General features: G+C 39.2%; 28 protein-coding genes and 1 tRNA gene. 5 read left to right on the forward strand and 24 right to left on the reverse strand.

The window, feature by feature from the left end:
- Positions 1-51: 51 nt before the first annotated feature.
- From flgL to ON073_RS06965, 13 genes are all read right to left on the reverse strand, one after another.
- A complete protein-coding gene (flgL, locus tag ON073_RS06905; RefSeq protein ID WP_274761137.1) occupies positions 52-1,278 on the reverse strand; it encodes a flagellar hook-associated protein FlgL in 1,227 nt (408 codons plus the stop codon).
- Positions 1,279-1,283: 5 nt separating this feature from the next.
- The gene (locus tag ON073_RS06910) at positions 1,284-3,296 is read right to left on the reverse strand and encodes a FlgK family flagellar hook-associated protein (protein WP_274761138.1); all 2,013 of its coding nucleotides are present in this window, start codon (positions 3,294-3,296) and stop codon (positions 1,284-1,286) included.
- Complete coding sequence (gene flgJ, locus ON073_RS06915; protein WP_274761139.1) at positions 3,296-4,282, reverse strand: flagellar assembly peptidoglycan hydrolase FlgJ; 987 nt, start codon at positions 4,280-4,282, stop codon at positions 3,296-3,298. The genes ON073_RS06910 and flgJ overlap by 1 nt, the downstream gene beginning before the upstream one ends.
- A gap of 132 nt (positions 4,283-4,414) precedes the next feature.
- Positions 4,415-5,509, reverse strand: coding sequence for a flagellar basal body P-ring protein FlgI (locus ON073_RS06920; protein ID WP_274761140.1), 1,095 nt, complete (start codon positions 5,507-5,509; stop codon positions 4,415-4,417).
- Between the two features lie 8 nt (positions 5,510-5,517).
- Positions 5,518-6,201, reverse strand: a complete 684-nt coding sequence (gene flgH / locus ON073_RS06925) for a flagellar basal body L-ring protein FlgH (RefSeq protein WP_274761141.1) — start codon at positions 6,199-6,201, stop codon at positions 5,518-5,520.
- Between the two features lie 12 nt (positions 6,202-6,213).
- Positions 6,214-7,002, reverse strand: coding sequence for a flagellar basal-body rod protein FlgG (flgG, locus tag ON073_RS06930; RefSeq protein ID WP_274761142.1), 789 nt, complete (start codon positions 7,000-7,002; stop codon positions 6,214-6,216).
- An 18-nt stretch (positions 7,003-7,020) separates the two neighbouring features.
- Positions 7,021-7,767 carry a flagellar basal body rod protein FlgF gene (locus ON073_RS06935; protein ID WP_274761144.1) on the reverse strand — a complete coding sequence of 249 codons (747 nt, stop codon included), beginning with the start codon at positions 7,765-7,767 and terminating at the stop codon, positions 7,021-7,023.
- A 150-nt stretch (positions 7,768-7,917) separates the two neighbouring features.
- On the reverse strand, positions 7,918-9,240 hold the full coding sequence (flgE, locus tag ON073_RS06940; protein WP_274761145.1) for a flagellar hook protein FlgE: 1,323 nt from the start codon (positions 9,238-9,240) through the stop codon (positions 7,918-7,920).
- Between the two features lie 81 nt (positions 9,241-9,321).
- Positions 9,322-10,008, reverse strand: a complete 687-nt coding sequence (locus tag ON073_RS06945) for a flagellar hook assembly protein FlgD (protein ID WP_274761146.1) — start codon at positions 10,006-10,008, stop codon at positions 9,322-9,324.
- A gap of 12 nt (positions 10,009-10,020) precedes the next feature.
- Positions 10,021-10,443 carry a flagellar basal body rod protein FlgC gene (gene flgC, locus ON073_RS06950; RefSeq protein WP_274761147.1) on the reverse strand — a complete coding sequence of 141 codons (423 nt, stop codon included), beginning with the start codon at positions 10,441-10,443 and terminating at the stop codon, positions 10,021-10,023.
- 2 nt (positions 10,444-10,445) lie between these two features.
- On the reverse strand, positions 10,446-10,850 hold the full coding sequence (flgB, locus tag ON073_RS06955; protein WP_274761148.1) for a flagellar basal body rod protein FlgB: 405 nt from the start codon (positions 10,848-10,850) through the stop codon (positions 10,446-10,448).
- Positions 10,851-10,915: 65 nt separating this feature from the next.
- On the reverse strand, positions 10,916-11,740 hold the full coding sequence (locus tag ON073_RS06960; RefSeq protein ID WP_446728520.1) for a CheR family methyltransferase: 825 nt from the start codon (positions 11,738-11,740) through the stop codon (positions 10,916-10,918).
- 17 nt (positions 11,741-11,757) lie between these two features.
- Entirely contained in the window at positions 11,758-12,690 is a 933-nt protein-coding gene (locus tag ON073_RS06965) for a chemotaxis protein CheV (protein ID WP_274761149.1), read from the reverse strand.
- A gap of 140 nt (positions 12,691-12,830) precedes the next feature.
- Between ON073_RS06965 and flgA the strand changes: the two genes are divergently transcribed.
- From flgA to flgN, 3 genes are all read left to right on the forward strand, one after another.
- Positions 12,831-13,547: a flagellar basal body P-ring formation chaperone FlgA gene (flgA, locus tag ON073_RS06970; protein WP_274761150.1), complete on the forward strand. Its 717-nt coding sequence runs from the start codon at positions 12,831-12,833 to the stop codon at positions 13,545-13,547.
- Positions 13,548-13,678: 131 nt separating this feature from the next.
- On the forward strand, positions 13,679-13,999 hold the full coding sequence (gene flgM / locus ON073_RS06975; protein ID WP_274761151.1) for a flagellar biosynthesis anti-sigma factor FlgM: 321 nt from the start codon (positions 13,679-13,681) through the stop codon (positions 13,997-13,999).
- Positions 14,000-14,002: 3 nt separating this feature from the next.
- Positions 14,003-14,416, forward strand: coding sequence for a flagellar protein FlgN (flgN, locus tag ON073_RS06980; protein WP_274761152.1), 414 nt, complete (start codon positions 14,003-14,005; stop codon positions 14,414-14,416).
- Positions 14,417-14,451: 35 nt separating this feature from the next.
- Here the strand turns inward: flgN and ON073_RS06985 are convergent, their stop codons facing one another.
- Positions 14,452-14,916: an LPP20 family lipoprotein gene (locus tag ON073_RS06985; protein ID WP_274761153.1), complete on the reverse strand. Its 465-nt coding sequence runs from the start codon at positions 14,914-14,916 to the stop codon at positions 14,452-14,454.
- 76 nt (positions 14,917-14,992) lie between these two features.
- On the opposite strand from ON073_RS06985, the gene ON073_RS06990 reads away from it, so the two are divergent.
- On the forward strand, positions 14,993-16,174 hold the full coding sequence (locus ON073_RS06990) for a flagellar assembly protein T N-terminal domain-containing protein (protein WP_274761154.1): 1,182 nt from the start codon (positions 14,993-14,995) through the stop codon (positions 16,172-16,174).
- 389 nt (positions 16,175-16,563) lie between these two features.
- Here ON073_RS06990 and ON073_RS06995 read toward each other — a convergent pair.
- The 10 genes from ON073_RS06995 to rppH all read right to left on the reverse strand — a co-directional run bounded on the left by ON073_RS06995 (position 16,564) and on the right by rppH (position 24,877).
- Positions 16,564-16,640 (reverse strand) — tRNA-Arg (locus tag ON073_RS06995).
- Positions 16,641-16,720: 80 nt separating this feature from the next.
- Positions 16,721-17,338: a FlgO family outer membrane protein gene (locus ON073_RS07000; protein WP_274761155.1), complete on the reverse strand. Its 618-nt coding sequence runs from the start codon at positions 17,336-17,338 to the stop codon at positions 16,721-16,723.
- Positions 17,339-17,348: 10 nt separating this feature from the next.
- Positions 17,349-18,005, reverse strand: a complete 657-nt coding sequence (locus ON073_RS07005) for a FlgO family outer membrane protein (protein WP_274761156.1) — start codon at positions 18,003-18,005, stop codon at positions 17,349-17,351.
- Complete coding sequence (locus ON073_RS07010; protein WP_274761157.1) at positions 18,005-18,604, reverse strand: FlgO family outer membrane protein; 600 nt, start codon at positions 18,602-18,604, stop codon at positions 18,005-18,007. Before ON073_RS07010 ends, ON073_RS07005 begins: the two co-directional genes overlap by 1 nt.
- Positions 18,605-18,698: 94 nt before the next feature.
- Positions 18,699-19,577: a UTP--glucose-1-phosphate uridylyltransferase GalU gene (gene galU, locus ON073_RS07015; protein WP_274761158.1), complete on the reverse strand. Its 879-nt coding sequence runs from the start codon at positions 19,575-19,577 to the stop codon at positions 18,699-18,701.
- 23 nt (positions 19,578-19,600) lie between these two features.
- Positions 19,601-20,452, reverse strand: coding sequence for a thymidylate synthase (locus ON073_RS07020; RefSeq protein WP_274761159.1), 852 nt, complete (start codon positions 20,450-20,452; stop codon positions 19,601-19,603).
- Positions 20,449-21,240: a prolipoprotein diacylglyceryl transferase gene (gene lgt, locus ON073_RS07025; protein ID WP_274761161.1), complete on the reverse strand. Its 792-nt coding sequence runs from the start codon at positions 21,238-21,240 to the stop codon at positions 20,449-20,451. Before lgt ends, ON073_RS07020 begins: the two co-directional genes overlap by 4 nt.
- Positions 21,241-21,258: 18 nt before the next feature.
- Positions 21,259-22,062 carry a sulfite exporter TauE/SafE family protein gene (locus ON073_RS07030; RefSeq protein ID WP_274761162.1) on the reverse strand — a complete coding sequence of 268 codons (804 nt, stop codon included), beginning with the start codon at positions 22,060-22,062 and terminating at the stop codon, positions 21,259-21,261.
- Positions 22,063-22,076: 14 nt separating this feature from the next.
- The gene (gene ptsP / locus ON073_RS07035; protein WP_274761163.1) at positions 22,077-24,353 is read right to left on the reverse strand and encodes a phosphoenolpyruvate--protein phosphotransferase; all 2,277 of its coding nucleotides are present in this window, start codon (positions 24,351-24,353) and stop codon (positions 22,077-22,079) included.
- A gap of 14 nt (positions 24,354-24,367) precedes the next feature.
- Positions 24,368-24,877: an RNA pyrophosphohydrolase gene (rppH, locus tag ON073_RS07040; RefSeq protein ID WP_274761166.1), complete on the reverse strand. Its 510-nt coding sequence runs from the start codon at positions 24,875-24,877 to the stop codon at positions 24,368-24,370.
- A gap of 419 nt (positions 24,878-25,296) precedes the next feature.
- On the opposite strand from rppH, the gene mutH reads away from it, so the two are divergent.
- Positions 25,297-25,974, forward strand: a complete 678-nt coding sequence (gene mutH, locus ON073_RS07045; RefSeq protein ID WP_274761164.1) for a DNA mismatch repair endonuclease MutH — start codon at positions 25,297-25,299, stop codon at positions 25,972-25,974.
- Positions 25,975-26,051: the final 77 nt, after the last annotated feature.

Raw genomic sequence — 26,051 nt, forward strand, 5'->3', positions numbered from 1 at the left:
AGCAAAAGAAAAGCGGTATAACCGCTTTAATAAATATTATGGGGCAAAATTTTATCGTATGTAATCGAATAGTGACAACTGTGTTAAGCGGCCAAAAGTTGCCTGTGAAGCCTGTAATGCAGTTTCCTCTTTAGTGAGTTCTGATATTGCTGCAGCCATATCAAGCTCAATCAAATTTGCTTTGGATTCTTTATGATTAATATTAATATCGGCTGTTGAGCTTAAAAGTCGTTCGGCAACGTTCAAACGTCCACCTAAGTTTGCTTGAGTTATGGATACTTGATTTTGAGCATTAGTTAAACCTGTAATGCCATTTGCTAAATATTCATGATATTGATCGTTTGACAAACCAGGAGTCGTTAGACCATTAATAAGCTCTTCCAAAGTATTCAGCATATTTTTCTTTTCAGGCGCTGCTAATGTAAAATCAGCAGTCCCCGGTGCGCCCCCCGACAAACTGATTTCCATGCCCTGAAACTTGATTGTATCTCCAGTAAAACTTCCTGAACCGACAGGCGTACCACCCAAAGTTATCGCATATGTATCAGGTGCACCTGCAGAGACTGTAACTTGGAGGTTATTATTTGCAGGTACAAGAGGGTCATAATTTGCTTTATGAAAGGAATCAAATTGAGCTTGTTCCTTCACAAAAACTGAGCCCCCTGTAATACTACCTCCTACCGTTGGCGTATTTGTGTTTACATTTAAACGCGCATCTACATTTTCAAATGCATCTACGCCATTATCGCTAGAACGAAGTGTAACACCCACCGCCAACTGCATTTCATGATTACCTTGGTCACCTTGATAATCATAAGTACCGGTTGCACCATTAAAAACATATGTTTGATTACTATCTTGAAATCCTGAGAATATAAATTTGCCATCCTCCGATTTAGCATTCATTAAATCATATAGAGTTGCTTGAATTGATTTCATTTCTTCAGCAATTGTTTCTCTGTCTTGCTCTGATAGAGCGCCATTACCGGCTTGGATGGTTAATTGATAACCTCGCTGCAAAGAAGTTTTAATATTCTGTAAAACACTTTCTTCAGTTTGAAGCTTACTTGTTAAATAACTATTGTTTTTCTGGAATTGGTCATTTATTTCAATTCTCTCACCAAATAATAATGCTTGCGCAGAAGCGGCAGGATCATCAGAAGGTGTTAAAATACGTGTTTGTGTCGAGACCTTCTCTTGTGCAATAGCAACTTTCTGCTGATTATCTAAAATTTTATCAAGGTTATTTTGATACATTATGTTGTTTGATAAACGCATTTAAATTACCTCGCTGCATTCAATATAGTGTCAAAAACTGTTCTGGCTGTAGATAGTATTTGAGCAGCAGCAGAATAAGATTGTTGGAATCTTAAAAGGTTTGCCGCTTCTTCATCTAAATTCACACCAGAAATTGACTCATACCAAGCATTCGATTGATTCGCTAAAGCTTCAAAAGCCACTTGATTTGTTTTTGCTGAAGATGTCCTAATACCTACATCCGTTATTAAATTGCCGTAAGCTTCATTCAACTTCGTTAAATTGTCACCACCCGGTGAAGATTGAATATTAGCGCGTACCAATTCTTTATCTTGTAACCCTGCAAGCATTAAACCATTACGGTTGTCATCAAAACCATTAGTATTAAATTCAACCGTGAATGTATCCCCAGCATTAGGAACGCCCTCAAGATTAAAATCAAAACCATAAGCGTTATAAGGTGCCCCAGCCTGATTTAGCACATTATCGTAAGGTGGAGTAAGTACCACAGTAGTCGTTACTGCAGGTGTTCCATCCGTAATATTAAACTCATTTGGATTACCCGTTTTAGTAATCGTAATAGGGCCATTTGTTAGCGATGGAGGTGGGCCTGCGGTAAAGCCCGCAGCACTTGTATCTGTAACAATACTGGACGAAATACTACCTGTACCTTGGTTATTAATATTATTACTAGTACGTATTGGCGAAGCCAAAGCCAAATCTTCTGGACGAGTGGTTGCTAGTTGAATATTGGTTGAAGCATCTGAATTTAACTTCAACTCAAATTGGTCACCAATATTTGCACCCGCAGTTAAATTAATTTGCAGGCCAAACAACTCTCCTCCAACTGCAGTCGAGGAATCCGCTTGTCCGGCGACAATATTGGCAACAATTGGGGTTCCTGTAGGGTCACCATATTTATCTAATGCGGAAACTGTGATTTGATTTGCCGCAGTATATTCAATTAGGAAATCGGATGCCGGTAACTCAGAGCCTTTGCCTGGCTCTAATGTGCCAGTCACTTGAGCAGTCCCGGTATTTGCAGCAAAAGCATAAGCGCCTGCCGTTGGAATAGTAAATAAATCACCACCCAACTCGCCGTCTGCATCTAAACCGAGTCTATTTTGCTGATTAAATGCATCAGCCATTGCTAGACTAAGCTGGCCTAACTTATTTTGTGAAGGGATCAAAATATCTTCGCGATAAGCTAAAAGACCACCTATTTTGCCTTTTAGTAAACTGGTATTCACCTCTAGCGGAATTGCTTTGCCTGAATCTACATCTAATTTTAGATCTTTGAAGTTTGGATCAGGATCACCAGATAAAGAGAATAAATTAAACGAACCATTTTCCATCACCACAGCTTCACCAGTGCCCATAAACACTAATTTTTCACCATTTGGTCCATCAAGCGTTTCGATATCAATATATTCTGCAAGCTCTTTAATCGCTAGGTCGCGCTGGTTAATCGTGCTATTGAGTGCACTGCCATCAGGGCCAGAAGAGCCTGATGCAATAGCTAGGTTTAACTCACTAATTTTAGAAATAAGGCCATTGGCTTCATCGGCATAAATTTCCAATTGATCATTCACAATCGTTTTTTGGTCAAACACAATGCCCGATAAACGACCTAATTGATCAATGTAACCTTGCGCATCGTTAAAAAACAAACTGCGGCTAACGGTTGATGATGGTTGATTTAAACTTTCTTGCAATGAACTAAAAAGTGAATTTATGCTAGTCGATAAACTATTAGATTCTTCAGCAAACAAACTATCTACACGCGCAGATTCATCAACAAACTGATTAAAGAAAGCAAGGTTTGAAACATCGCGATTTAACTGCTGCTGAGCAAAATCATTTACTAAACGAAACGTCTGTCCAAGACCCACTTGGTTATCGAACAATGTTCTATGCTCGGTGCGTTCACGAACATATCCCTCAGTATTAACATTGGTAATGTTTTTACTGGTCGTTTGTAGCAGCTCTGAACTAGCACGAACCCCAGAGTTAGCAATATTAAGTAGATTAAAAGACATTAGTTACTGCCTCCTAAACCTGTTATCGAACTTTTCATAATATCCTTTACATTCATTCCAGCAGCGACAGATTTAATCGCATCATGAAATTCACTTCTGTTTAGTACATTAATTATTTTATCTGCGTAATTTGGGTCGGTTGCGTAACCCGCTTTTTGCAACTCGCTAAGATATTCAGTTGGGTTGGCAGTGGTTTTTAATGCAGATTGGTAACGCGGGTTCTGCTGTAAGAAATTAACAAAGTCATCAAAGCTCTCTGCAATACTGTTATAGGCTCTGAAGTTAGACTGTTTTTTAACTGCAACACCATCTTCAAATTCAAGCGATGCTTTAGCAGCCTTATCACCTTGCCATGATTTATCTGCTTTAATATTGAAAAAGTTATTGGAGCTTTGCCCGTCACTTTTAGTAATAACATGTTTGCCCCACCCTGTTTCTAATGCCGATTGCGCAAGCATAACAGCAGGGCTTAAACCAATTTTCTCAGCAGCTTGTTTCGCATGTTGCCAAAGTTCTGACACAAATGACTGCTCACCTTCAATTGGCTTTGTATTTGCCGAACTTGTAGTCGTTTCATCTGGGATAGCTTTCACGCTACTTGACTTAGAAACCTGAGGTGCAATCTGACTTGGCGCAAATAAACTTGCTGGTGTGTATTTCCCTGGTGTTGGCGAAAGTTGTTCAACAATAATATCTGCAAGGCCTAATGCGCCACTTTGTGATAGCTCCATCGATAGCTGCTGATCATGCATATCACGATAAAACTTAACACTACTTGCATTAAATGGACTGTCTTCATCTTCAAATGCTTCATTTGCTTTACGCATACTTTTAAACAACATTTGCGTGAAGATTGATTCAAATTGCGCAGCAACCTGTTTCAATGCCTTTTTATCAGGATCGCCTTGCAACGCTTCTTCCCTAAGTGAATTTAAGTTACTCAGGTCAAAAAAGCTTTGATGTTGATTTATGTTGTTGCCATCCATAATTCAGCTCTCATTCAATAAATTGGCTACGAAACACACTAGCAAAACAATGCAAAAATCAAGCCAACGAAATGAAATTAAAGCCCAAAACAAAAAAGCCCTGCAATGCAGGGCTTTAAGAAATTGATAAACTTAAATCACTATTAACTGACCACTTATTGCGCCAGCTTCTTTCAGCGCCTCAAGAATTGCCATTAAATCACCTGGCGCTGCGCCAACTTCATTGATAGCACGTACCAAATCATCCAAACTCGCGCCAGGATCGAATACAAATGCACGGGTGTCGTCTCGTGCAACATCAATAACGCTCTGCTCTGTAACAACAGTTTGGCCACCAGCAAGCGCATTTGGCTGATTCACATTTTGTTGCTCAGCAATCGTTACTGTTAAACCACCATGGGTAATCGCAGCAGGTTCTAACGTCACATTTTTACCTATTACAATCGTGCCTGTTCGCGAATTAACGATAATTTTCGCGCTGTTATCTGCTGGTTCAAACTCTAGATTTTCAAGCGTTGCAAGGTATGCAACACGCTGTGCTGGATCACGTGGTGCTAATACTTTTACAGAGGCTGCGTCCATTGCCGTTGCCGTATTTGGACCAACTAAATCATTAATGGTATCTGACAACGCTTTTGCGGTAGAAAAATCTGGACGATGCAAATTAAATGTAATGTGATCCCCTTGATTAAACGGCGATGCAACAGCACGTTCAACAATTGCACCATTAGGTACCCGACCCACAGTCGGCGTATTGACTAATACCTTACTGCCATCGGCACCTTCAGCACCTAAGCCACTAACAACTAAACTACCCTGTGCAATCGCATATACATTGCCATCTACACCTTTAAGAAAAGTTTGGATTAACGTACCACCACGCAGGCTCAATGCACTACCTATTGATGAAACCGTTACATCAATCGTTTGCCCTGGTTTAACAAAAGGGGGTAAATCGGCATGCACGGCAACAGCGGCAACATTTTTGATTTTAGGTTTTAAATTCGCAGGTAATGTAATCCCAAAGCTACTTAACATTGCTTTAAAGCTTTGCTCCGTGAAACTACTTTTTTCACCCGTTCCTGGCAAACCTACAACTAAGCCATAGCCTACTAGTTGGTTACTTCTCACCCCTTCAACCGCTGTTACATCTTTGATGCGCTCAGCAGATAGCGGAAAATGAATCACACTCAGTAATGCGATAACTATAAACGCTAATTGACGCATGCTGCCTCCTAAAATGGATTTAATGGGCTTAAGAAAAATTGCGCTAACCAACCGGCTTCTTGCGCATCGGCAAGAGCACCTTTGCCAGAATACTGAATACGTGCATTAGCAATGCGATTTGACATCACCATATTATCAGCACTGACATCCTTAGGACGAACAATACCTTCTAGGCGAATGAACTCTTCACCAGTATTTAATGTTAGCCATTTTTCACCACGAATAACCAAGTTACCGTTTGGCAAAACTCGCATTACGTTCACGGATATATTGCCGTTTAAGCTGTTGGATTGATCCGATTTTGCATCACCTTTGTAAGAGCCTTCCGAACCCACGCCATATTGCAGTGCATCACCATTAATCGTGATTGGATTTCCTCCTAACCCTGTTACGGGTGATAGTGCAAAGTCAGTTTCACGATCTGTTTCGGTTTTTGCTGTTTTGGATGCCTGTGTCGACTCACTCAACACCACAGTAATAATGTCACCTTGGCGCAATGCCTTTTGATCAGAATAGAGGTCATTTGAGTAATGTGTATTAAATAGCGAACCTGTGTTTACTTGCGAAACATTGGTGTCTTCTGGATACAGTGGCGCATAATAAGGATCATCGCGTTCAACAAAACGGTTCGCAGTCGTTACACAACCACTCAACAACACCCCTGAAACAACTGCCAAAACTAACTTACTCATGGGATTCACCTATTAAAGCTGTTGGTTAATGTAACTTAACATCTCATCAACAGATGAAATGACCTTTGAGTTCATTTCATAAACTCGCTGAGTTTCAATTAAATTAACTAACTCTTCTGTTACATTTACGTTTGAAGTTTCAAGCGCACCTTGAACAATAACGCCTAAGCCATCAATACTCGGGTTACCTTGCACTGGCGCACCACTCACAGCCGTTTCGGTATAGAGGTTTTGCCCCATCGGTTCCAAACCAGAAGGATTAATGAAATCTGAAATTGTTAGCTGACCAATAACTGCGTTATCAGCTTGCCCTGCAATGCGCACAGACACCTCACCATCTTGCGAAACAATGATCTGCTGTGCATCATCTGGTACGTTCATTTCTGGTTGCAAAGGGTATCCTGCACCAGACGTTACAATGCGGCCCTCTTCATCGGTGGTAAACTGACCATTTCGCGTATAAGCAAGACTGCCATCAGGCATCGCAACTTCAAAAAAACCTTGCCCTTGGATCATCCAGTCCATTGAGTTGTCGGTTGTTAACATATTCCCTTGCGAGAAATTCTTTTGAGTTGCAACCACTTTCGAACCCGCGCCAAGCATTAAGCCTGACGGTAACTGCGTATCTTGTGATGAGCGGCCACCCGGTTGATTAATGTTCTGGTAAAGCAAATCTTCAAAAATTGCACGACTCTTTTTATAACCAACCGTACTTGCGTTCGCTAAGTTATTTGATATGACAGACGTATCGGTTTGCTGAGCATCGATACCTGTTTTACTAATCCACAATGCAGGATGCATACTAACCTCCAAAAACCATTAATAAATTCGCATAAGAGAAGCTTGACTTTCGTCAATTTTCTCTGCTGTTTTCATCATTTTGACTTGTAACTCAAATTGGCGCTGATGGGATATCATTCCCACCATTTCATCAACAGGATTTACATTAGACATTTCTAATGCGCCGCTGGTTACTGTCATATTTGGGTCAGTATCGAGCACATCCCCATCTTTATTTCGAAAAAGACCATCAAGTCCTTTTTCAAGGGGTTGAATCCCATAGGCACTGACCAATTTCAACCTATCGATATCTTCAATAAAATTTGCTGGCGCGCCTTGTGGTCTCACTTGGATCATGCCATCTTTCGATATTTGTACCTTCTCGATAGGCACTGGCAAAATCACCGGGCCCGCTTCACCAATTACTGGTAATCCATTGGCAGTAAATAACTGCCCTGTCTCGCTCATTTTTAAATTACCCGAACGGGTATAAGCTTCTTGCCCATTGGCATCTTGTACAGCTAACCAACCATTCTCACCAATCGCGATATCGAGCTCGCGCCCTGTCATTGACATTGCGCCTGCACTTAATCGAGAACCAGGTCTTTCTTCCATTGCGAAAACACGTGTAGGTAACCCTTCACCAAATGCCTGCATTGAACGCGCTTGTTCTAAATCAGCTTTAAAACCTGTGGTTTTTGCATTTGCTAAGTTGTTCGCTTTAACCGCGATACCAAGCATGTTTTGCTTTGCGCCTGAGGTGGCGATGTAGAGTAATTTATCCATCAGCACAACCATTAAAAAATCTCTAATAACTAATTAGAGCAAAAATAGTGCCAATAAAAAGAGTAGAAAATTGACGCCAAAACTATGACTGATGTGAATATAAAAAGGGTTGATAAATCAACCCTTTGAAGAAGTGAATAAAGTAGTAGATTATCGAATCTGTAAAATATTCTGCTGCAGAGTTGAGTTAACTTCTAACGCACGCGAGTTTGCTTGGAAGTTACGCTGAGCTGAAATTAAGTCTACTAACTCATTCGTCAGATTCACGTTCGATTGTTCAAGTGCACTAGAGTTAACGGTACCAAGCGTACCTGATCCTGGCTCACCGGCAATCGGCTCACCTGAGGTTAAGCTTTCTTTCCAAGCGGTATTACCTACTTGTGATAGACCTTGCGAGTTGGCAAAACGTACCATAGACACTTGGCTGATATAAGTAGAGTCACCATTACTATATGAAGCTACAATCTTACCATCAGTACCAATATCAATGCCGGTTAAACGACCTACTGTAGCACCATCTTGCTCGAGTGCTTTTACTTCAAAACGGCTAGCGTACTGAGTTGGTTGTTTATTAGCTGTACCCGCTTCATCACGCCAGTTGATATTTACATCATTTGGAAAGGTAGCACCATTGGTTAAAATATTTGAAAGGTTAGCCGAAGTCAGTGATACCGGGTCAAAAGTTGTGTTAGGTGCGGTTACTGGTGCAGAAGGCAAACCACTGGAATCGAATGTAAAGGTAGATAATGGACCACCAGCAGGGCTAGTACCCGTATTATCAAACTCCTGTCCATCTAAAGTTGCACGTACTTCCCACTGGTTATTTACACCTGTCTTCAAAAAGAAAAACTGCATAATATGCGGTTCACCAAGTGAGTCATATACCGTTGTTGATGTTGACGCGTTAAACGTTGCAGAATCAGTCGGATTAAATGGTGCAACCGTAGGTTGAGTCGCACCAGCATCTAAGTTAAATGAGGTATAAACATTATTTGTTGCACGTGGTGCACCTGACGCATCCGGAATTTGAATTGGTGTTGCCGTACTTAAACTTACAGAAGTAGTATCCCCATTAGAAGGATCTACAGGAAAACCTCGTAGGAAGTTGTTTTGAGCATCTACCACAAAATTATCTTTGTTTAGCTTAAATGCACCAGCACGTGTGTAAGTATAATCTTGAGATGAAAGTGAGTCCGTCATAGCAAAATAACCTTCACCTGTAATAGCTAAGTCAAGTGCATTTTGGGTAAATTGCAATGAACCTTGATTAAATTGTTGTGCTACTACGGTAGTTTGTACACCATCGCCATTCTTCGTTTTACCTGAACTAAATACAGACGCAGCATATACATCTGCAAATTCAGCGCGTGATTCTTTAAAACCTGTTGTATTTACGTTTGCAATATTATTTGCTGTAACATCGAGATCTTTTTGCGCTGCCGCCAATCCCGTTAATGCGATATTAAAACTCATAATTCACCTCTAAATTTTGCAGCTTCTAGTTTGTAATGAACTGCCTTACACTGAGTTATTTATTCAACTTTAATGCCAAGATTAACCTTGAGCGATTTCGACAACGTCGCTTAAATTAATCGAGCCTGCGCCAGTATTAAGTACTAGCCCATGCGTACCTTTTAAACTTACGCTTGATATATTTAAAAACGCCCCTGTTGGGAAGCTCATATATTCACCGTCCGCCACACGACCTTCTGCAGTCATCGCATAATTGCCAGGTGGCAATGAATTTCCGCTCTCGTCTTTGCCATCCCATTCAAACTTAACTGCTCCTGCAGCGTTTGAACCAATGTCTAGGGTACGAACTACTTCGCCAGCTTCATTCTTAATTTTTACTGTGACATCATGAGCAGCTGTATCAAGTGCAACACTGCCTTTGGAAGGCTTACCATCACTCAGTTCCAATACTGTAGAAGGTACTAAAGCATCTTTACCGACAAGGGTTGATGCCTGAAGCGCTGAGTTTGATGTCATCGAAGATGCAAAGCTTTCAAAATTTGCATTCAATTGACTAATACCATCAGCCATTGAAAAGCTTGTCATTTGCGCAATCATTTGATCATTATCTGCAGGCTTTGTCGGATCTTGATAAGATAATTGCTGTGTCAGCAATGCAAAAAAGTCTGACTGAGTTAGCTGGTCATTATTATTCGGGTCTGGCACTCCCGAAGGTGTTTGCCATTTTAATGAGTCGATATAGCTATCATTAGATACATTAGTTGTCATCGTCATCCCCTACTAGTTCTGACCCATACGCAATGTACGAGACAACATTTGCTTTGCGGCGTCTGCTACTTGAACATTGGTTTGATAATTTCGTGAAGCAGAGATCATATTTGCCATTTCCTCAACGACATTGACATTTGGCTTATAAATAAAGCCATCTTTGTCAGCTAATGGATGTTCAGGATTAAACTCTCGTTTAAGTGGCTTATCGCTTTCCACAATACCCAACACTTTTACGCCCACAGCTTCCCCTTGTTGCGCATTAACAGCTTTACTTAGTTCAGCTGAAAAAATAGGATGCCTTGCACGATATGTTTCATCTGCACTTGAACTTACGGTATTTGCATTTGATAAATTACTGGCTGTCGTATTCAATCGAACCGATTGCGCACTCATGCCCGTACCTGAAATATTAAATACGTTGTACAAACTCATAATTATGCTCCTTGACCGCCAATTGCTTTTTTCAAGCCCTTAAACTTGCCACCTAGAAAATTAATACTCGCTTGGTATTCCATTGCATTTTGAACATATTTACCTCGTTCAAGTTGCATATCTACCGTGTTGCCATCACCTGTGTCAGGTTGGTTTGGTACACGGTATAGCGTGTTACTTTCTAAACTGTTAATTGATAAATCGAAGTGTTTTTCGTGAGTGGTTACAAGGCGCTTAGATTGACTCGATTTAGCCTGTTCAAGAGCTTTTGAAAAATCAATGTCGCGCGCTTTGTAGTTAGGCGTATCTGCATTAGCAATATTAGTTGCTAACACCTCTGCTCTTTGAGAACGAGCAAGTGTTGCTTGCGGATGTATACCTAATGCTCTGTCAAAACTGATAGCCATAACTTCTCCAAAAAAGTGACTTTGGAGAAGTTATGCAATTAGTAAGCCAGCACTAGTTCGTGGTGTTATTTTTTTTGATAAATGATGCCAGGGTTACAGCGGATCATTTCAAAATCATCGCTCAGCCCAGTCATAGATTCAGATGCACCTAAAAATAAATATCCTTTTGGATTAAGTGCTTGGTGGAATTGCTTGATGATCTTAGCTTTCACTTCAGGTGAAAAATAAATTAATACGTTACGACAAAAAATGATTTCAAATTTTCCCATCAAGGCATAGGAATCGAGTAAGTTTAAATGGCGAAAATTGACCATTCGCTTGATATCATCATTCACTCTTGCCATGCCATGACCCGAATCGGTGAAAAACTTACGTCTTCGCTCTGGTGAAAGCCCGCGAGCTAATGCCAAGGAGTCATATTCAGCATTTTTACAAATATCGAGCATAGTATTTGAGATATCTGTCCCTACAATATTTACTCCAGCTAAAGCACCGGGTTTCATCTGCTTATATTCAGCCGCACTCATTGCAATTGAATAAGGTTCTTGACCAGAAGAACTTGCCGCCGACCAAATTTTAATAGGTCTTCTTAACTCTGCTAATTCTGGGAATAATTTGTTTTTCAATAACTCAAAGGGATAAGTGTCTCTAAACCATAACGTTTCATTCGTTGTCATTGCGTCAACAACAGCTGCACGTAATTGCCGCTCTCGTGGACTCAATGTTTTAGTAACTAATTCAGATAAAGAACCAACTTCAAAACGCGCCATTAATGGTGCTAAACGACTTTTTACTAAGTACTGTTTGTTGTCACCAAGTACAATACCGCATTGCTGCTCTAAGAAACTTCTAAACTGTTGATAATCTTTATCATCTAAGCTTTTGTTCAAATTTATTACTCGCTGGTTTAATCTTCATGAACCCACTTTTTAACCGCAGTTGCCAATTCGTCTGGGTTAAACTTCGCAATAAAATCGTCAGCACCTACCTTTTCAACCATTGCTTGGTTAAACACACCACTTAACGATGTGTGTAAAATCACATGCAGTGGTGCTGTTCGAGGGTCTGCTTTTAATTCTGCTGTTAGCGTGTAACCGTCCATTTCAGGCATTTCAACATCTGAAATTAATAATGCTACTCGTTCAGTTATGACATTCTGACAGTCTTTTTCGGCAATTTCTTTCAGCCTGATCAATGCTTCGCGCCCATTTTTTGCAACTTCAGTTTGCACACCAAGAGGTTCAAGGGCTCTCTTTACTTGGTTTCTTGCAACAGTTGAATCATCCGCAATGAAAACAATACGCTCACCCAAGTCTTTTTGCATCTCACCATCAGCAAGTAGATCTTGACTCACTTCCGTATTTACCGGGCAGATTTCATTGAGAATTTTCTCAACATCTAAAATTTCAACTAACTCTTTTTCAATTTCAGTTACCGCTGTTAAATATGAGTATCTGCCAGAACCTGATGGCGGTGGCATAATTGATTCCCAATTGATATTAACTATGCGTTCAACAGAATCCACCAAAAAACCTTGAACAGAGCGGTTATATTCAGTGATGATAATAAAGCAATCTTTAGTATCCTGAATGCCTGGTCCGCCAATCGCAAGTGAAAGGTCAATCACTGAAATGGTTTGACCGCGAATATGCGCCACTCCTTTGACATAATGATTTGATTTTGGCATTGCAGTTAAGTTAGGACACTGTAAAACTTCACGTACTTTAAATACGTTAATACCAAATCTTTGCCTGCCTTTTAATTTAAACAGCAACAACTCTAATCTATTTTGACCTACGAGCTGCGTTCGCTGATTAACCGAATCTAAAATGCCTGCCATTTCAATCTCCTAACTTGAAGCAATGAAAGGGTATACTTCTTGCTTCTTTGTTATTGTACTACCGTATAACGGCACTGTGCCATAATTTTGACAGTGTGAAGTTATACCTTGTTTTACCCATAAAGCATAGTCGAAACATTATGAGTTTGTTTAAAAAAAACCTGTATTTATTCATTTTAATACAAATCGTGCCTCTTGCTATGACCTCACTCAAAGCAAAAGCATATACTAAGTTAGAGCTACAACAATTAGCGATCGATTTTGTCAGCCAACAAGTGCAAACAAACAGCTCAGAAATATCTAACTCAGAGCTTTCAATTACCGCATTGCCTCTCGATTCACGTATCGAAACGCGTGATTGCGACACACCACTCCAGTTAAGCGCTGCAAACCCTATAGATAATAATCGGCAATCTACTATAAAAATTAAGTGTTTAGATCAAAATTCTTGGCAAGTATTCGTTTTTACACGTCAAGTGGAGTTGGTTGAAGTCATTACTGCTGCAAAAGGGATCAGCAAAGGCCAAAAAATTACACCCCAACATCTCGCGACCAAAAAAGTAGCAAAACATCTTTCACGCTCTAACCAATATAAATCTAAACAATTTTTAATTGGTGGACGCAGTAAACGAAATGTTCGCGCTGGCCATTCTATTAACTACAATTACATATGCAATGTCTGCAAAGGTGATAAGGTAACTATTATTGCGAGTTTTAAAGGTATGACAATTAAGACCCAAGGTGAAGCACTGGAAGATGGTCGAGTAGGTGACAACATTTCAATTAAAAATGTAAAGTCGGGCAAGAAAATACAAGCCCAAGTAACCAATGCTCAACAAGTTAAAGTGATTATTTAACACTGTACTAAAAGATAAAATTCAGGTTAAATAATAGGTTATAAAATTTAAAAAAATATCCATTTTTTTATTAAAGGTTGTACCTTATATGCCGATAACTAAGATGAGAAATCTTAGTAGAGAGAAATGTCATGGTTAATCAGATAAATCAAGGCTCAAACAGCCAAGCTAATGTCAGGCTTGAAAGTACCAAGCAACAAGCAACTGAATCAGCAAACAAGCAGGTGCAAGTAAATACTGCAACAGCAAAAGCAACTAGTGACTCTGTTAGCATCACGCCACAGGCTCAACAGTTGAAAAAGCTTAACGAAAAAGCAGAACAAGCATCTGGTATTGACCAAAAGAAAGTCAATGAGCTTAAAAAAGCAATTGCTAATGGTGAATACAAAATTGACGCTGAAAAACTTGCTGAAAACATCAATAAGTTAGAATTTAAACTTTTTGGCCGATAACGAATGAATTTAGAACAGATATTATCGCAACAACTAGATGAGCTGAATGAAATGGCTCAACTACTAACACAAGAGCTAGATGCAATTGTGTCACGCGATCATGAATCACTAATATCTGTTGTGGAAAAAAAAGTAGAATCGCTGCGTTCAATTCAACAGCGAGATCAACATATTGCTAAATTTTTCGAGCAAGAAGGTACTGATGTTGCAGCTTATCAAGAAATTATAAGTAAAATTAATCAGTCACTTGCAGAATGTAAAAAGCAAAATGATGTGAATCAAGTTGCGGCAAATCAAAGCCAACTTGCATCGCAAAAGTTAAAAGATATTTTGTTTGGCAAAAACCAATCAGGATACGATAAAACGGGTAAATCTATCTCTCTACCTAATCCTATTGCCCGTGGATTAAAAGCTTAAGATTTTAAATCTTCTAAAATTAAAGTGACCAACAATTAAAAGTAGGTCACTTTTTTTACGCTTCGTGGTTTTGTTTGACCAATATAGAGATCATGTACTAGCTTCATATCAAGCTCAACCTCAGTTGCATAGGTATCACCTACAGCATAACTTTTAGTGACTTTAGCACCACGCACAACTCCTTGAACCCGAACTTTTAATGTATCATTACTAGCAACCATACCTTGAACATTTGTCTGTGCGTCAACTTTTTGCCCATACACTTGTTCAGCGAGTTCTCGATAGGCCTCTAGTTTTGAAGCCTTCATTGCCATAATCGCTTTTTGCTCTTCAGTTGCACCTGGTTGTAAACTTATTGGAGCATAACCAACAGCATGTAATACCGGAAAACTATCAGGTTTTTGATATTCGTATTCAATATGTTTATCAAATAATTGACTACAACCTGCAAGCAATAAAACGCTTGAAATAATCGTTGTTTGTAAAAAATGTTTCGTCATGCTTATCACCATCATATAGGTATATACATCTTTTGAAGCAATTTTTAAGCCAGTTGAAGTTTGGTATAGAAATTGAATGTTAAAGATCACTATTTTTCTAGAGACATTAACTATGCGCTTAATCGCACTGCTGATATTTGTGAGTTTTTCAAGTCATGCTGTTTGGTATGAATCGACAGGACAAGCCAAAATTAGAAATGGTGATATTGAGCAAGCAAGATTAATGGCAACCGAAGAGGCCATTCAACAAGCACTTCTTTTTTCTGGTGCCCAAGTTACTAGCTTACAACAAGTTATCAATGGTATTTGGCAAACGCCAACCACGCAAATATCTTCTCATGGCGCAATCGACCAAATTGAAGTAATTGACGAACTCCAGTCATCAGATACATTATCAATCACCTTGCGCTTGGATATTTTAGACGACAGTGAAACCTGTCAAAATTCATCACTCAAAAAGAACATTGCAATTACCAGAGCCGGTTTTAAATTTCCTGAGCAAGCGACCTACGGCCAAATTTTTGAACTGCCAAAAGCCTACAGCAACAAATTAGTTAACCATTTAAATCAATTCAGTCATTTGTTTAACACAAAACCAGATATTAACCGTAAATTAAATACAACATCGTTATTCACAGCACATCATGATGCAAATTCGAGCGCACTTATTCAACAAATTGCAGATCAAAATAACAGTCAGTTTGTTTGGGTTTCTCAAATAGACGATGTTTCACTAGGTGAGCAACAAAGTTCATCACTTTCTTTTTGGCAAGATAAAGCGTTTGAGCGCTTTTTTAGTTTAAATACTGCTTTATATAACGGCCTTACAGGTGAATTAATGACGCAAAAGCGTTACGACAGCTTTGCAACGTGGCAGACTAAAAAAACAGCCCGTATTGATGTAAATAGTGAGAAATTTTGGACCATGCCCTATGGCCAAGAAATCACAGATATTAATTTAAAACTAGGCCAAGATTTAGCAAGCTACCTTGCCTGCGTACCAGCTCAAGCGCGTATTCTTAATATAGATCACGACACCATTATTATTAGTTTAGGCGCCGAAAATAACCTAGTGAAAGGGCAAAAGTTACAGGTTGCATTGCGCAAAGGGTTTAATCAAAAGCAGTTAATCATTGACACTGATTACCAACTTCGCGTTACACAGGTCAATCAAAACACAGCCATAGCGCAGGTGATTGGCGATAAGCTATTAGCCAACGTTCAATTAGGTGACTTAGTCACATTAGCAAGCTTCTAATTGAACCATGGACTCATTTTTATAATGACTCAGTTGAAAAATTAAATCGCCTTAATCAAAGATAGTCAGAGTAAACTTTTGAAATGAGGCACTTTCAGTGCAAAGAAGAGCGACTTTTATCTTAACTCAAAGGGCTGTCGCTATTGGTTCCGCCAACTGCACTGATTGCTCACATATAGCACAAATAAGCCACTTACATGTCTCTTTGCTATCAAAATAAAGATACTAGTGCGGAACATACCTATTTAAATAAGAGTCATTAATTTCCTGCAAGAATACGCGCATTCAAGCTTAATAACATATTCAATTCAGTAAGCTGTTAGATAAGTAGAGCAGTAACGTTAACACATATACTGTTAGCAAATCATAGAGGTAATTTAAGGATTTAATGGCGTTCCCGGCAGGAGTCGAACCTGCGACCCTTCGCTTAGGAGGCGAATGCTCTATCCTACTGAGCTACGGGAACATGTTGAAACAAAAAAACTATTAATAACTTAGAAGAATGGGGTGAATAAAACTCAGATTTAATATAAACCTGTTTGTATGTCAGTTATCAAAAGCCACACTATACGGAATGATGTATTTAGCACTTGCTAAAATACTTTGATTTTCTAAACTGGTAATTCTTGAATTAATCACAACACCATTTTCTTTATATAACAAAGTACCACTTAAAACAGCGTTAATATGTCCTTTCGTATTTAACTGCATAACATCTCTTGAATAACTATAGTCTCCCCCACTATCAATTCTCACCATTGGCATCACTTTATGATCAACAATATTTAGACCAAAAGCTTGAACTTCTGTAATCATAGATTCAGCTAACTGATTGCCTAAATTTAGACCAAAAGCTTGAACTTCTGTAATCATAGATTCAGCTAACTGATTGCCTAAACGACTTGCTGTTTGCAGTGACCCATCAAGATCAACAAAAGAAGCCACTGCTAGCCTAATTGTTTCTGGCTCAGCTGCTAAATTTTCCATTAATTTTATAGCTAACTGTTCAACATATTCATCTAACAGATAATCATTAATTGGGTAAACACGATAAGAAGGATGATAAGTTTCCGCTTCACTTATAACAGGCTCGATAGATTGCTGTTGTGTTTTACTCGCACAACCTGTAAGAAGAATGGCTGATACAATAATTGATAATTTCATAATCACCTCATCACCCTCTTCGTAGAGGAATGCCATCATTATTTTTAGTGTTCTGTAAAGATTTGATCGCATAATCTGGCACTAAACCTTGTGCCGAAGCAACAACTGCTTTCGACTTTATACCAATAATTCTAGCGTTTACTAAATAACCTTTCTGATGCTTAGTCAAAGTACCTGTTAAAACATAATCAATGGGAAGATCCGTTCTCAATTCCATATAATCACGGCTAAATATAAAATCACCATCTTCACTAATTCTAAAAAAATCTGTCGTTTTATAATCTAATACAGGTAATCCAAATTTGTGCACTTCATGAACAAAACTTTCCGCAATTTGGTTGCCCACTAAGGTAGTTTTTTGTAGATCACTATCAAGCAGAACAAAACTCATGACGGCTATAGGTGTGTTTTGATTAACATACTTAATATTGTCGGCTAGTTGATGCATCAGACCACGAACATAGTGGTTAATATTCTTAATTTCTTTTACAGAACCTTTATTAGCCATAAAAGACTCAGCACTGTACGCTTGAAATCGACTATCAACTTGTATTGCCGTTTTATCACTGGCTGCAACAGTTTCCTTAGGAGCATTAAATGTCGAACAACCAATCACTGAAACAGTCAACGATGCGACACATAAAGACTTAAAAAAATTAACTTTCATTAGTAATTGCTCCTATAAAGTTTTCCATCTCTGAGTAATACTTTATTTTCTTGCCAATTAATATTGGCAGGAAACATTTCAGTGGCAGCCGATACAACGCGTTTATCCGTTAAGTCTATTAAACGAGCATTTACAATAAAGCCGCTTTCAACTTGGCTAATCGTGCCTGTTAAAAAATAATTAATGGCCAGCTTATTTGCCAAATCATTTTGTGTGCGAGATAGCATAATATCTTGGTTATCGGCGATATTTATATATTCTGAAGCCTTAAACTCAATGACATTAGCGCCTACTTGAGTGTATAGGGTTTGCAAACTTGATTGCACCTGATTCCCCAAAGTGACTAATTGAGCATTCGTTTGATTATGTAAGTCACTTTCTGGCAAAAATGTTCCTACAGCAATTCGATTATCCGCATTGAGTTTTGGCATAGTGTCAAACATACTGACCGCAAGCTGCTTAGCAAAACTATGAAGATTACGCTCTGATACGGTCGTTTTATTAAATACTCTAGCCTCTTCAGATACTGCGATCTTAGGCTCATTTGCACATCCTAAAAGTAATGCACTTGCTAAAACCATAAAGCCAAGCTGTTTCATTTATTTCGCCTTAAAATACGGGTGAACTGCTATAAGCAAAGCAAAAAAAATGCCACTTTTAAGTGGCATTTTCTAATTTCTATTCCAAAACGAATTAAAGTAGCGTTTTAATGTATGCTTTTAGCTCATCTTTTAGTTCGTCACGACGCAGTGCATATTCAATATTGGCTTTCATATAGCCTAATTTTGAGCCGCAATCATGGCTTTTACCTTTCATATAATAGGCATCAACTTGCTGCTCTTTCATTAACATGGCAATTGCATCAGTAAGCTGAATTTCATTGCCTGCACCTAGCGGTGTTTGTTTAAGCAGTGGCCAAATTGACTTATCCAGCACATAACGGCCAACAACCGCTAAATTTGAAGGTGCATCTTCACGTTTTGGTTTTTCCACAATATTTTTAATTGCAGTGCTGCCACCAGGTAATAAGTCGTTACCGTTAATATTTACTATACCGAACTTATCAACATCCTCATCAGCCACTTTTTCAACCATAATTTGGCTGTGACCCGAATCTGAGAAACGTGTAATCATTTCCGCAAGATTATCTTTTTTTAGATTGCAGCTCGCATTATCTAAAATAACATCTGGCAGTATTACGGCAAAAGGCGCATTCCCTACGATTGGTCTAGCACACTCAACCGCATGCCCTAACCCTTTTGCTTCACCTTGACGCACATGAATAATAGTCACGTCTTTTGGGCAAATTGCCTGTACTTCTTCAAGTAATTGACGTTTTACACGGCGCTCTAAAGTTGCCTCAAGTTCAAAACTTGTATCAAAGTGGTTCTCAATTGAATTTTTACTTGAGTGGGTTACCAGTACAATTTCTTTAATACCAGCAGCGGCAACTTCTTCAACAATGTATTGAATTAATGGCCTATCAACAATCGGAAGCATTTCTTTAGGAATTGCTTTGGTTGCTGGCAACATACGTGTGCCAAGTCCAGCTACAGGAATAACAGCTTTCATTATTATTCTTTCCTTAGTATTTTTTACACGGCAAATGGGTATTTTATTGCCTCATGATATTGATAACCTTCCACGGTAAAATCATCAGTACTGACCCAAGTTTCAATATCTTCTAGTGATTTAATATTCGGGTTTATTTTTAGCGTTGGTGACTCAAACGGTTCACGTTTAAGCTGTACATCACGCATCAATTCCAGCTGATTTTCATAAATATGGGCATTTACAATTTTATGGTACGCCTTACCTGGTTTTAAACCACAAATCTGTGCCATTAAAGCAAGTAAAACAAAACACTGAATTTGATTAAAATTAAGTCCTAGTGGCACATCACAACTACGCTGATAAGATGTTAAATAAAGCGTATCGCCCAAAAGTGAGAATGTATGTGTGTGCATACATGGTCGTAGGCAGCCCATATCAAACTCACCTGGATTGTAAAAGGTTAAGATTTCAGCGCGATCATCAATGCCATTTTTAAGGTTATCAACAATCTTTTTAAGTTGATCAAGCGTTGTGCCATCTGGCTTTTGCCATGAACGACCTTGCACACCGTATACACGCCCCATATCATCTTCACCTTTACGGTGTGGATTATTGAGCCATGCGCTATTTTCATTAGCATTAGCGTTCCAGGTATTACATCCAATAGCTCTAAATTGCGCGGCGTTATCATAACCACGTAAATAACCTAGTAGTTCGGCAATAGCCGCTTTATAAAAGCTTTTGCGCGTTGTAATTAATGGGAATTTGTTGTTAGCAACATCGTACTCTAAATCAGCATTAACGACAGTTAAACAACGAATTCCCGTACGTTTATTTTCAACCCAATGGCCTTCATCAACAATACGCTGACATAACTCTAAATACTGTTTCATGCGTTACACTCTTTTTGTTGGCGTTTTACAGCCCAAATCATCAATCCTAAACCTGCTAATACCATTGGCAATGACAAAATTTGTCCTTGCGAAATAACACCGCCATAAAGGCCAATGTGCGCATCAGGCTCGCGGAAATACTCAACAATAAATCTAAAGAAGCCGTAACCAAATAAGAATAAGCCACCAATAACACCTTCAGCGCGCGGTTTTCGATTCACAAACTGAATAATCGCAAAAAGCACTAAGCCTTCTAAAATAGCTTCATATAGTTGCGATGGGTGACGTGCAACTGGCCCGCCGGTTGGAAAAACCATCGCCCAAGGCACATCTGATGCTCTGCCCCACAATTCACCATTAATAAAATTACCAATGCGGCCAAAGAACAAACCTAAAGGCACTAACGGCGCAACAAAATCACCCACTCCCAGCAGGGTTTTATTCTGTTTTTTAGCAAACCATGCAATTGCTGTAACAACACCTATTACACCACCATGGAATGACATTCCCCCTTCCCAAATTTTAAATAGGTAAAGTGGGTTTTCTAAGAAATAACTGAATTGATAGAAAAAGACATAGCCAAAACGGCCCCCTAAAATTACACCTAACATGCCATAAAATAATAAGTCGCTGGTTTGTTCTTTTGTCCAACCACTATTTGGTTTACTTGCAGCACGTGATGCTAAAAATGATGCAGTAACAAAGGCAATTAAATACATCATGCCATACCAATGCACCTTTAATGGCCCTAACTCAATAAATACTGGGTCAATATTAGGAAAATCCACTTATTTCCACCTTTCCTTTTAACTACTTAACATTCTAATAGCGACAATAACTAACAGTGCCGCAAAAATTCGTTTTATTATTTTAACAGGTAAATATTGCGCTGCTTTTGCTCCAAACTGAGCAAAAAATGCAGAGGTTAATACAATGCCAAACAATGCAGGCAAGTACACAAAACCAATAAATCCTTCGCTTACTTCATGGTATTGTAAGCCCAAACTAATATACCCGACTACACCAAAAGTAGCGATCAAAATGCCACTCAGTGCAGCACAACCAATGGCTTTACGCATATCGAGTTTAAAGTGCGTCAAAAATGGCACTAATAGTGCTCCACCACCAATACCGACCATACCTGAAATAGCACCAATTACGCTGGTACCAAGGGTTAAAATACTGCCATGCGGCAATACTGATTGCTCTTTTGGTTGATGCGGTAATATCATTCGAATAGCAATAAAAATAACACAGCAAGCAAAAATTAATTGCAGCGTGTCATTACTAATCCCAGTAGCAATCACTCCACTCAAAAGTGCACCAATTGACACACCCACTAATACCCAAGGGGCAATTTTCCAGGGAATATTTTGATTGCGATGATGCGCAAAGGCTGAACTCGATGAAGTGAAAATAATGGATGCCAATGAGGTAGCAATGGCAACTACCATGGCTTGATCTTTTGGTACTAAATCAAGAGCTAACAATAAGTAGCTAAGCACAGGGACAATAATAAGTCCGCCGCCGATTCCCAATAAACCAGCCAAAAAGCCAACTAAACACCCGAGAGCTAAACAACTAAAAAAAACAATCGAAATATCAGACATGAATAACCTAGGTTTTAGTGGACGGAGCTAGTATACAGAATTTGGCTTAAATTGTGATGAATAATAAATTCACGTAACAATCGGTGAACTTGTTTTGCATTTTTAGCAGCTAAACACTCTTTTAATAGCAATTCCATATCGCTCGCATTAAGGCGCCTTAATACGTATTTCACCTTATTAATCGCACTTGGGCTCATACTTAAATCACGATAACCCATTGCCACTAATAAAAGTGCGCCCTCAGGGTCCGCAGCAAGTTCACCACACAGACTAAAAGGCAATTCATAGTCAATGCATTGAATGGCAATATCATTTAACACCCTTAAAATTGCAGGATGGTAACTGTCAAACAAGTTAGCAACGCGAGAGTTAGTTCTATCTACCGCTAGCATGTATTGTGTTAAGTCATTGCTACCAACCGAGCAAAAATCAACACACTTAGCCCACTCAGGTAATAAGTAAACACTGGAAGGTACTTCTATCATAATGCCAACTTGCGGCATTTCTAATTTTCCCTGAGCCGGAGCCCACTCTTCTTGCAGTTCAAAAAAACCTTGCTGGATAAGGCGTTTCGCTGATTCCACTTCGTTTACATCAGCGACCATAGGCAACATAATTTTAAGATTACCTAAGCCCATATTGGCTTTGAGCATCGCTTTTACTTGCTCTAAAAACAGTTCAGGATGATCTAAACTGATGCGAATACCGCGCCAGCCTAAAAACGGATTTTCTTCTGTAAAATTAAAATAACTTAAGGATTTATCACCGCCAATATCCAGTGTACGCATGGTGACAGGTGCAGGATGATACGCGGCTAAAATCCCGCGATACCAAGCTTCTTGCTCTGTCTGGCTTGGAAACGAAGCTTGCTGCATAAACCATGCTTCAGTGCGGTATAAGCCGATTCCATCAAGGTATTTTGCATTAATTAAATCGTTTGATACTTCAAGCCCAGTATTGGCATACAAGTTAATCTCTTCACCATCGAGGGTCACAGCTTCTAACTGATATTCAGCATCAAAGGTATCGTGTAAACGCGCATCCTCACGCTTTAACTTGGTGTATTCATTAATTAGCGCCTTGCTCGGAGATATATATATTCGACCGGCATAAGCGTCTAAAATTAAATACTTTTCCGCAACATGTGAAATAGGTAACCCTGATAAACCCCATATTGCCGGAATCCCCATAGCACGCGTTAGTATTGATGCATGTGAATTTGCCGCGCCACTAATACTCACAACCCCTGCCAACATTTCTCTTGGTATTTCAGCAAGCATTGTTGGTGTTACCGTATCAGCCACCAAAATAATAGGCGCATCAAAATGATGTTTCTTGTATTCACTGTTTAACAGGTGGTGTAAAACCCTTAGACCAATATCTTGGATATCAATGGCTCTTTCACGAATATAGGTATCTTGCATTGACATAAACTGCGCAACAAGGGCTTCAATCACTAATTTTAGAGCGCTTTTAGCACACCAACCTTCATGTATTTTTGCTTCTACTTGATCACCTAAGCTTTTCGCTTCGAGCAACTGTTCGTAAACAGTAAACACAGCCAAGGTTTCTTGTCCAAGTTCAGAGTCTAGCTGAGCCGCCATGCGCCTAAACTCTTTGCGTGTTGTAATTACTGCATGATGGAATAAACGCACTTGCTCTGCATTAGCATCCGATTTCATTAATTCCAATTGGCTAAAATCGATGCTTGGCGCAACAACATAAGCTCTACCAAGGGCAATACCTGGGGCAGAGCTTAAGCCCTTTAAACAGGTCGTTTTTTGTTCTGATTCATCAAATTCTAGTAAATGCTGAATTTCAGCGTTGGCTAGTTGAGCTGCGAGTTGTGCAGATAACGTGACTAAAAAAGATTCTTCATCTTGGCTAAACACTCGCGCGAGTACTTGCTGAACAACAATAACACCAAGAATTTTACCTTGATGCACAATCGGCACAGCTAAAAAAGCATTAAAACTTTCTTCATCAACTTCAGGTGCTAATTTAAAGCGAGGGTGGGATTTTGCAAATGCTAGATTAATGGCCTCTTCACGTTGCGCTACAAGCCCAACTAAACCTTCGGTAAAACCAATTCTAAATTCTCCAACAGCATCTGGATTAAGGCCTTCAGTAGCCATTAATACAAAAGAATCTTGCGCATAATCTGCGAAATAAACCGAGCAGCAATCAGTGTTCATAGTGTTTTTCACACTTAAAACAAAACACTCAAGCGCCGCTTTTAAACTGGTTTGTTGCGACACTTTTTGCGCGATTTCTCGTAATGCTGTTAGCACAGTTACCTCATTTATTAACGCCTATGTCGCCAGGCTTGTTCTTTTTTATGAAATGGCATTGCATGAGGAGCAAATTCTTTCATCACTCGACGATACACATCTCGTTTAAATGAAACAACTTGGCGTACAGGGTACCAGTAACTCACCCAACGCCAATCATCAAATTCAGGATGATTTGTTTTCGATAAATCAACATCTTCGTCTGGGCAACGCAACTTTAATAAAAACCACTTTTGCTTCTGACCAATACATACTGGACTTGAATCTCTACGAATTAAACGCTTAGGCAATTTGTAGCGTAACCAGTGTTTTGAACTCGCGATAATTTCAACATCTTCAGGCTTCAATCCCACTTCTTCGTTCAATTCACGGTACATGGTTTGCTCGGCAGTTTCGCCCTGATCAACACCACCTTGTGGAAATTGCCAAGAGTGTTGACCGTATCGCCTAGCCCAAAATACCTGTCCCTGATTATTACAAATAACTATTCCAACGTTGGCACGGAACCCTTCGGCATCTATCACCCGCATGTGCCTCTTTTAATTCTTAATATAGCTCGATTGTTCCATAATCCTTACGTAACAGCAAATGAAAAACCAGCATATACTCAGCTTACCCACAAGTTGTGAATAAAATTATAAATAAACGCACATTTCTCAAACAAATCCACAATAGACTGTCATTTTCCATTAGTTCTCCACAGTTTCTGTGGATAACATTGTTTATATTTGTGTATTTAGTGCATAAATACATCACCAAACATTTAGCAGTCGGCCACCACACTAAAATAAAACATTAAATTTCAATGAGTTAAAAATATTTTTCCAGCGAAAAACACCACCCACAAAAAGCAGCACATTTTCTATACAAGCAATTCAACTTTTAAGGTTATTCAAGTAATCAATATTTGGTAAACTTAGCTTTTATTTCTAAATGCATTTTTATGAACAAGCCAAACGCCCCTAGAGACATTCCAGAGTTAATGATGCGAGTTAATACTATTGCAGGATTAACACTTGGCGAAATTGCTGCGCAATATGCATTTAAAACGCCTGAAAACCTGCTGAGAGAGAAAGGTTGGATTGGTCAACTGATTGAGTATGTGCTTGGCGCGACTGCAGCGTCAAAGCCTGAACCTGATTTTCCACATTTAGGCGTGGAGCTTAAAACACTGCCTATCTCTTACACCGGAAAACCCTTAGAAACCACCTATGTTTCAATCACACCTCTTACAAATCTCCATGGTGTGACTTGGCAAAATTCAGTGGTAAAGAAAAAGCTTTCTCACGTTTTGTGGTTACCAATTTTATCTGAGCGCGATCTCGCACCAACCGATCGTATTATCGGAAATGGTTTTTTATGGAAGCCCAGTCAGCAAGAAGAAGCCTTACTAAAAAAAGATTGGGAAGAACTCACTGAAATGATTGCGCTTGGCAATATTGAGCAAGTAAACGGACATTTTGGCCAAGTACTGCAACTTCGCCCAAAAGCAGCAAACAGCAAAGCACTGACTCAAGCTATAGGCCCAAATGGCAGTGAGATTATGACCTTACCACGCGGTTACTACCTAAAAACCGAATTTACCAAGCAAATTTTAGCCAAGCAGTTTGGCGGTGGGTAATAGAAAGTGTTTAGAATTCAGAGTTTAAGCGGTGGATGAAAACCTGAAATCTGAAATCTGAAATCTGAAATCTGAAA

Source organism: Pseudoalteromonas sp. G4 (genome assembly GCF_028875915.1).
GTDB lineage: Bacteria > Pseudomonadota > Gammaproteobacteria > Enterobacterales > Alteromonadaceae > Pseudoalteromonas.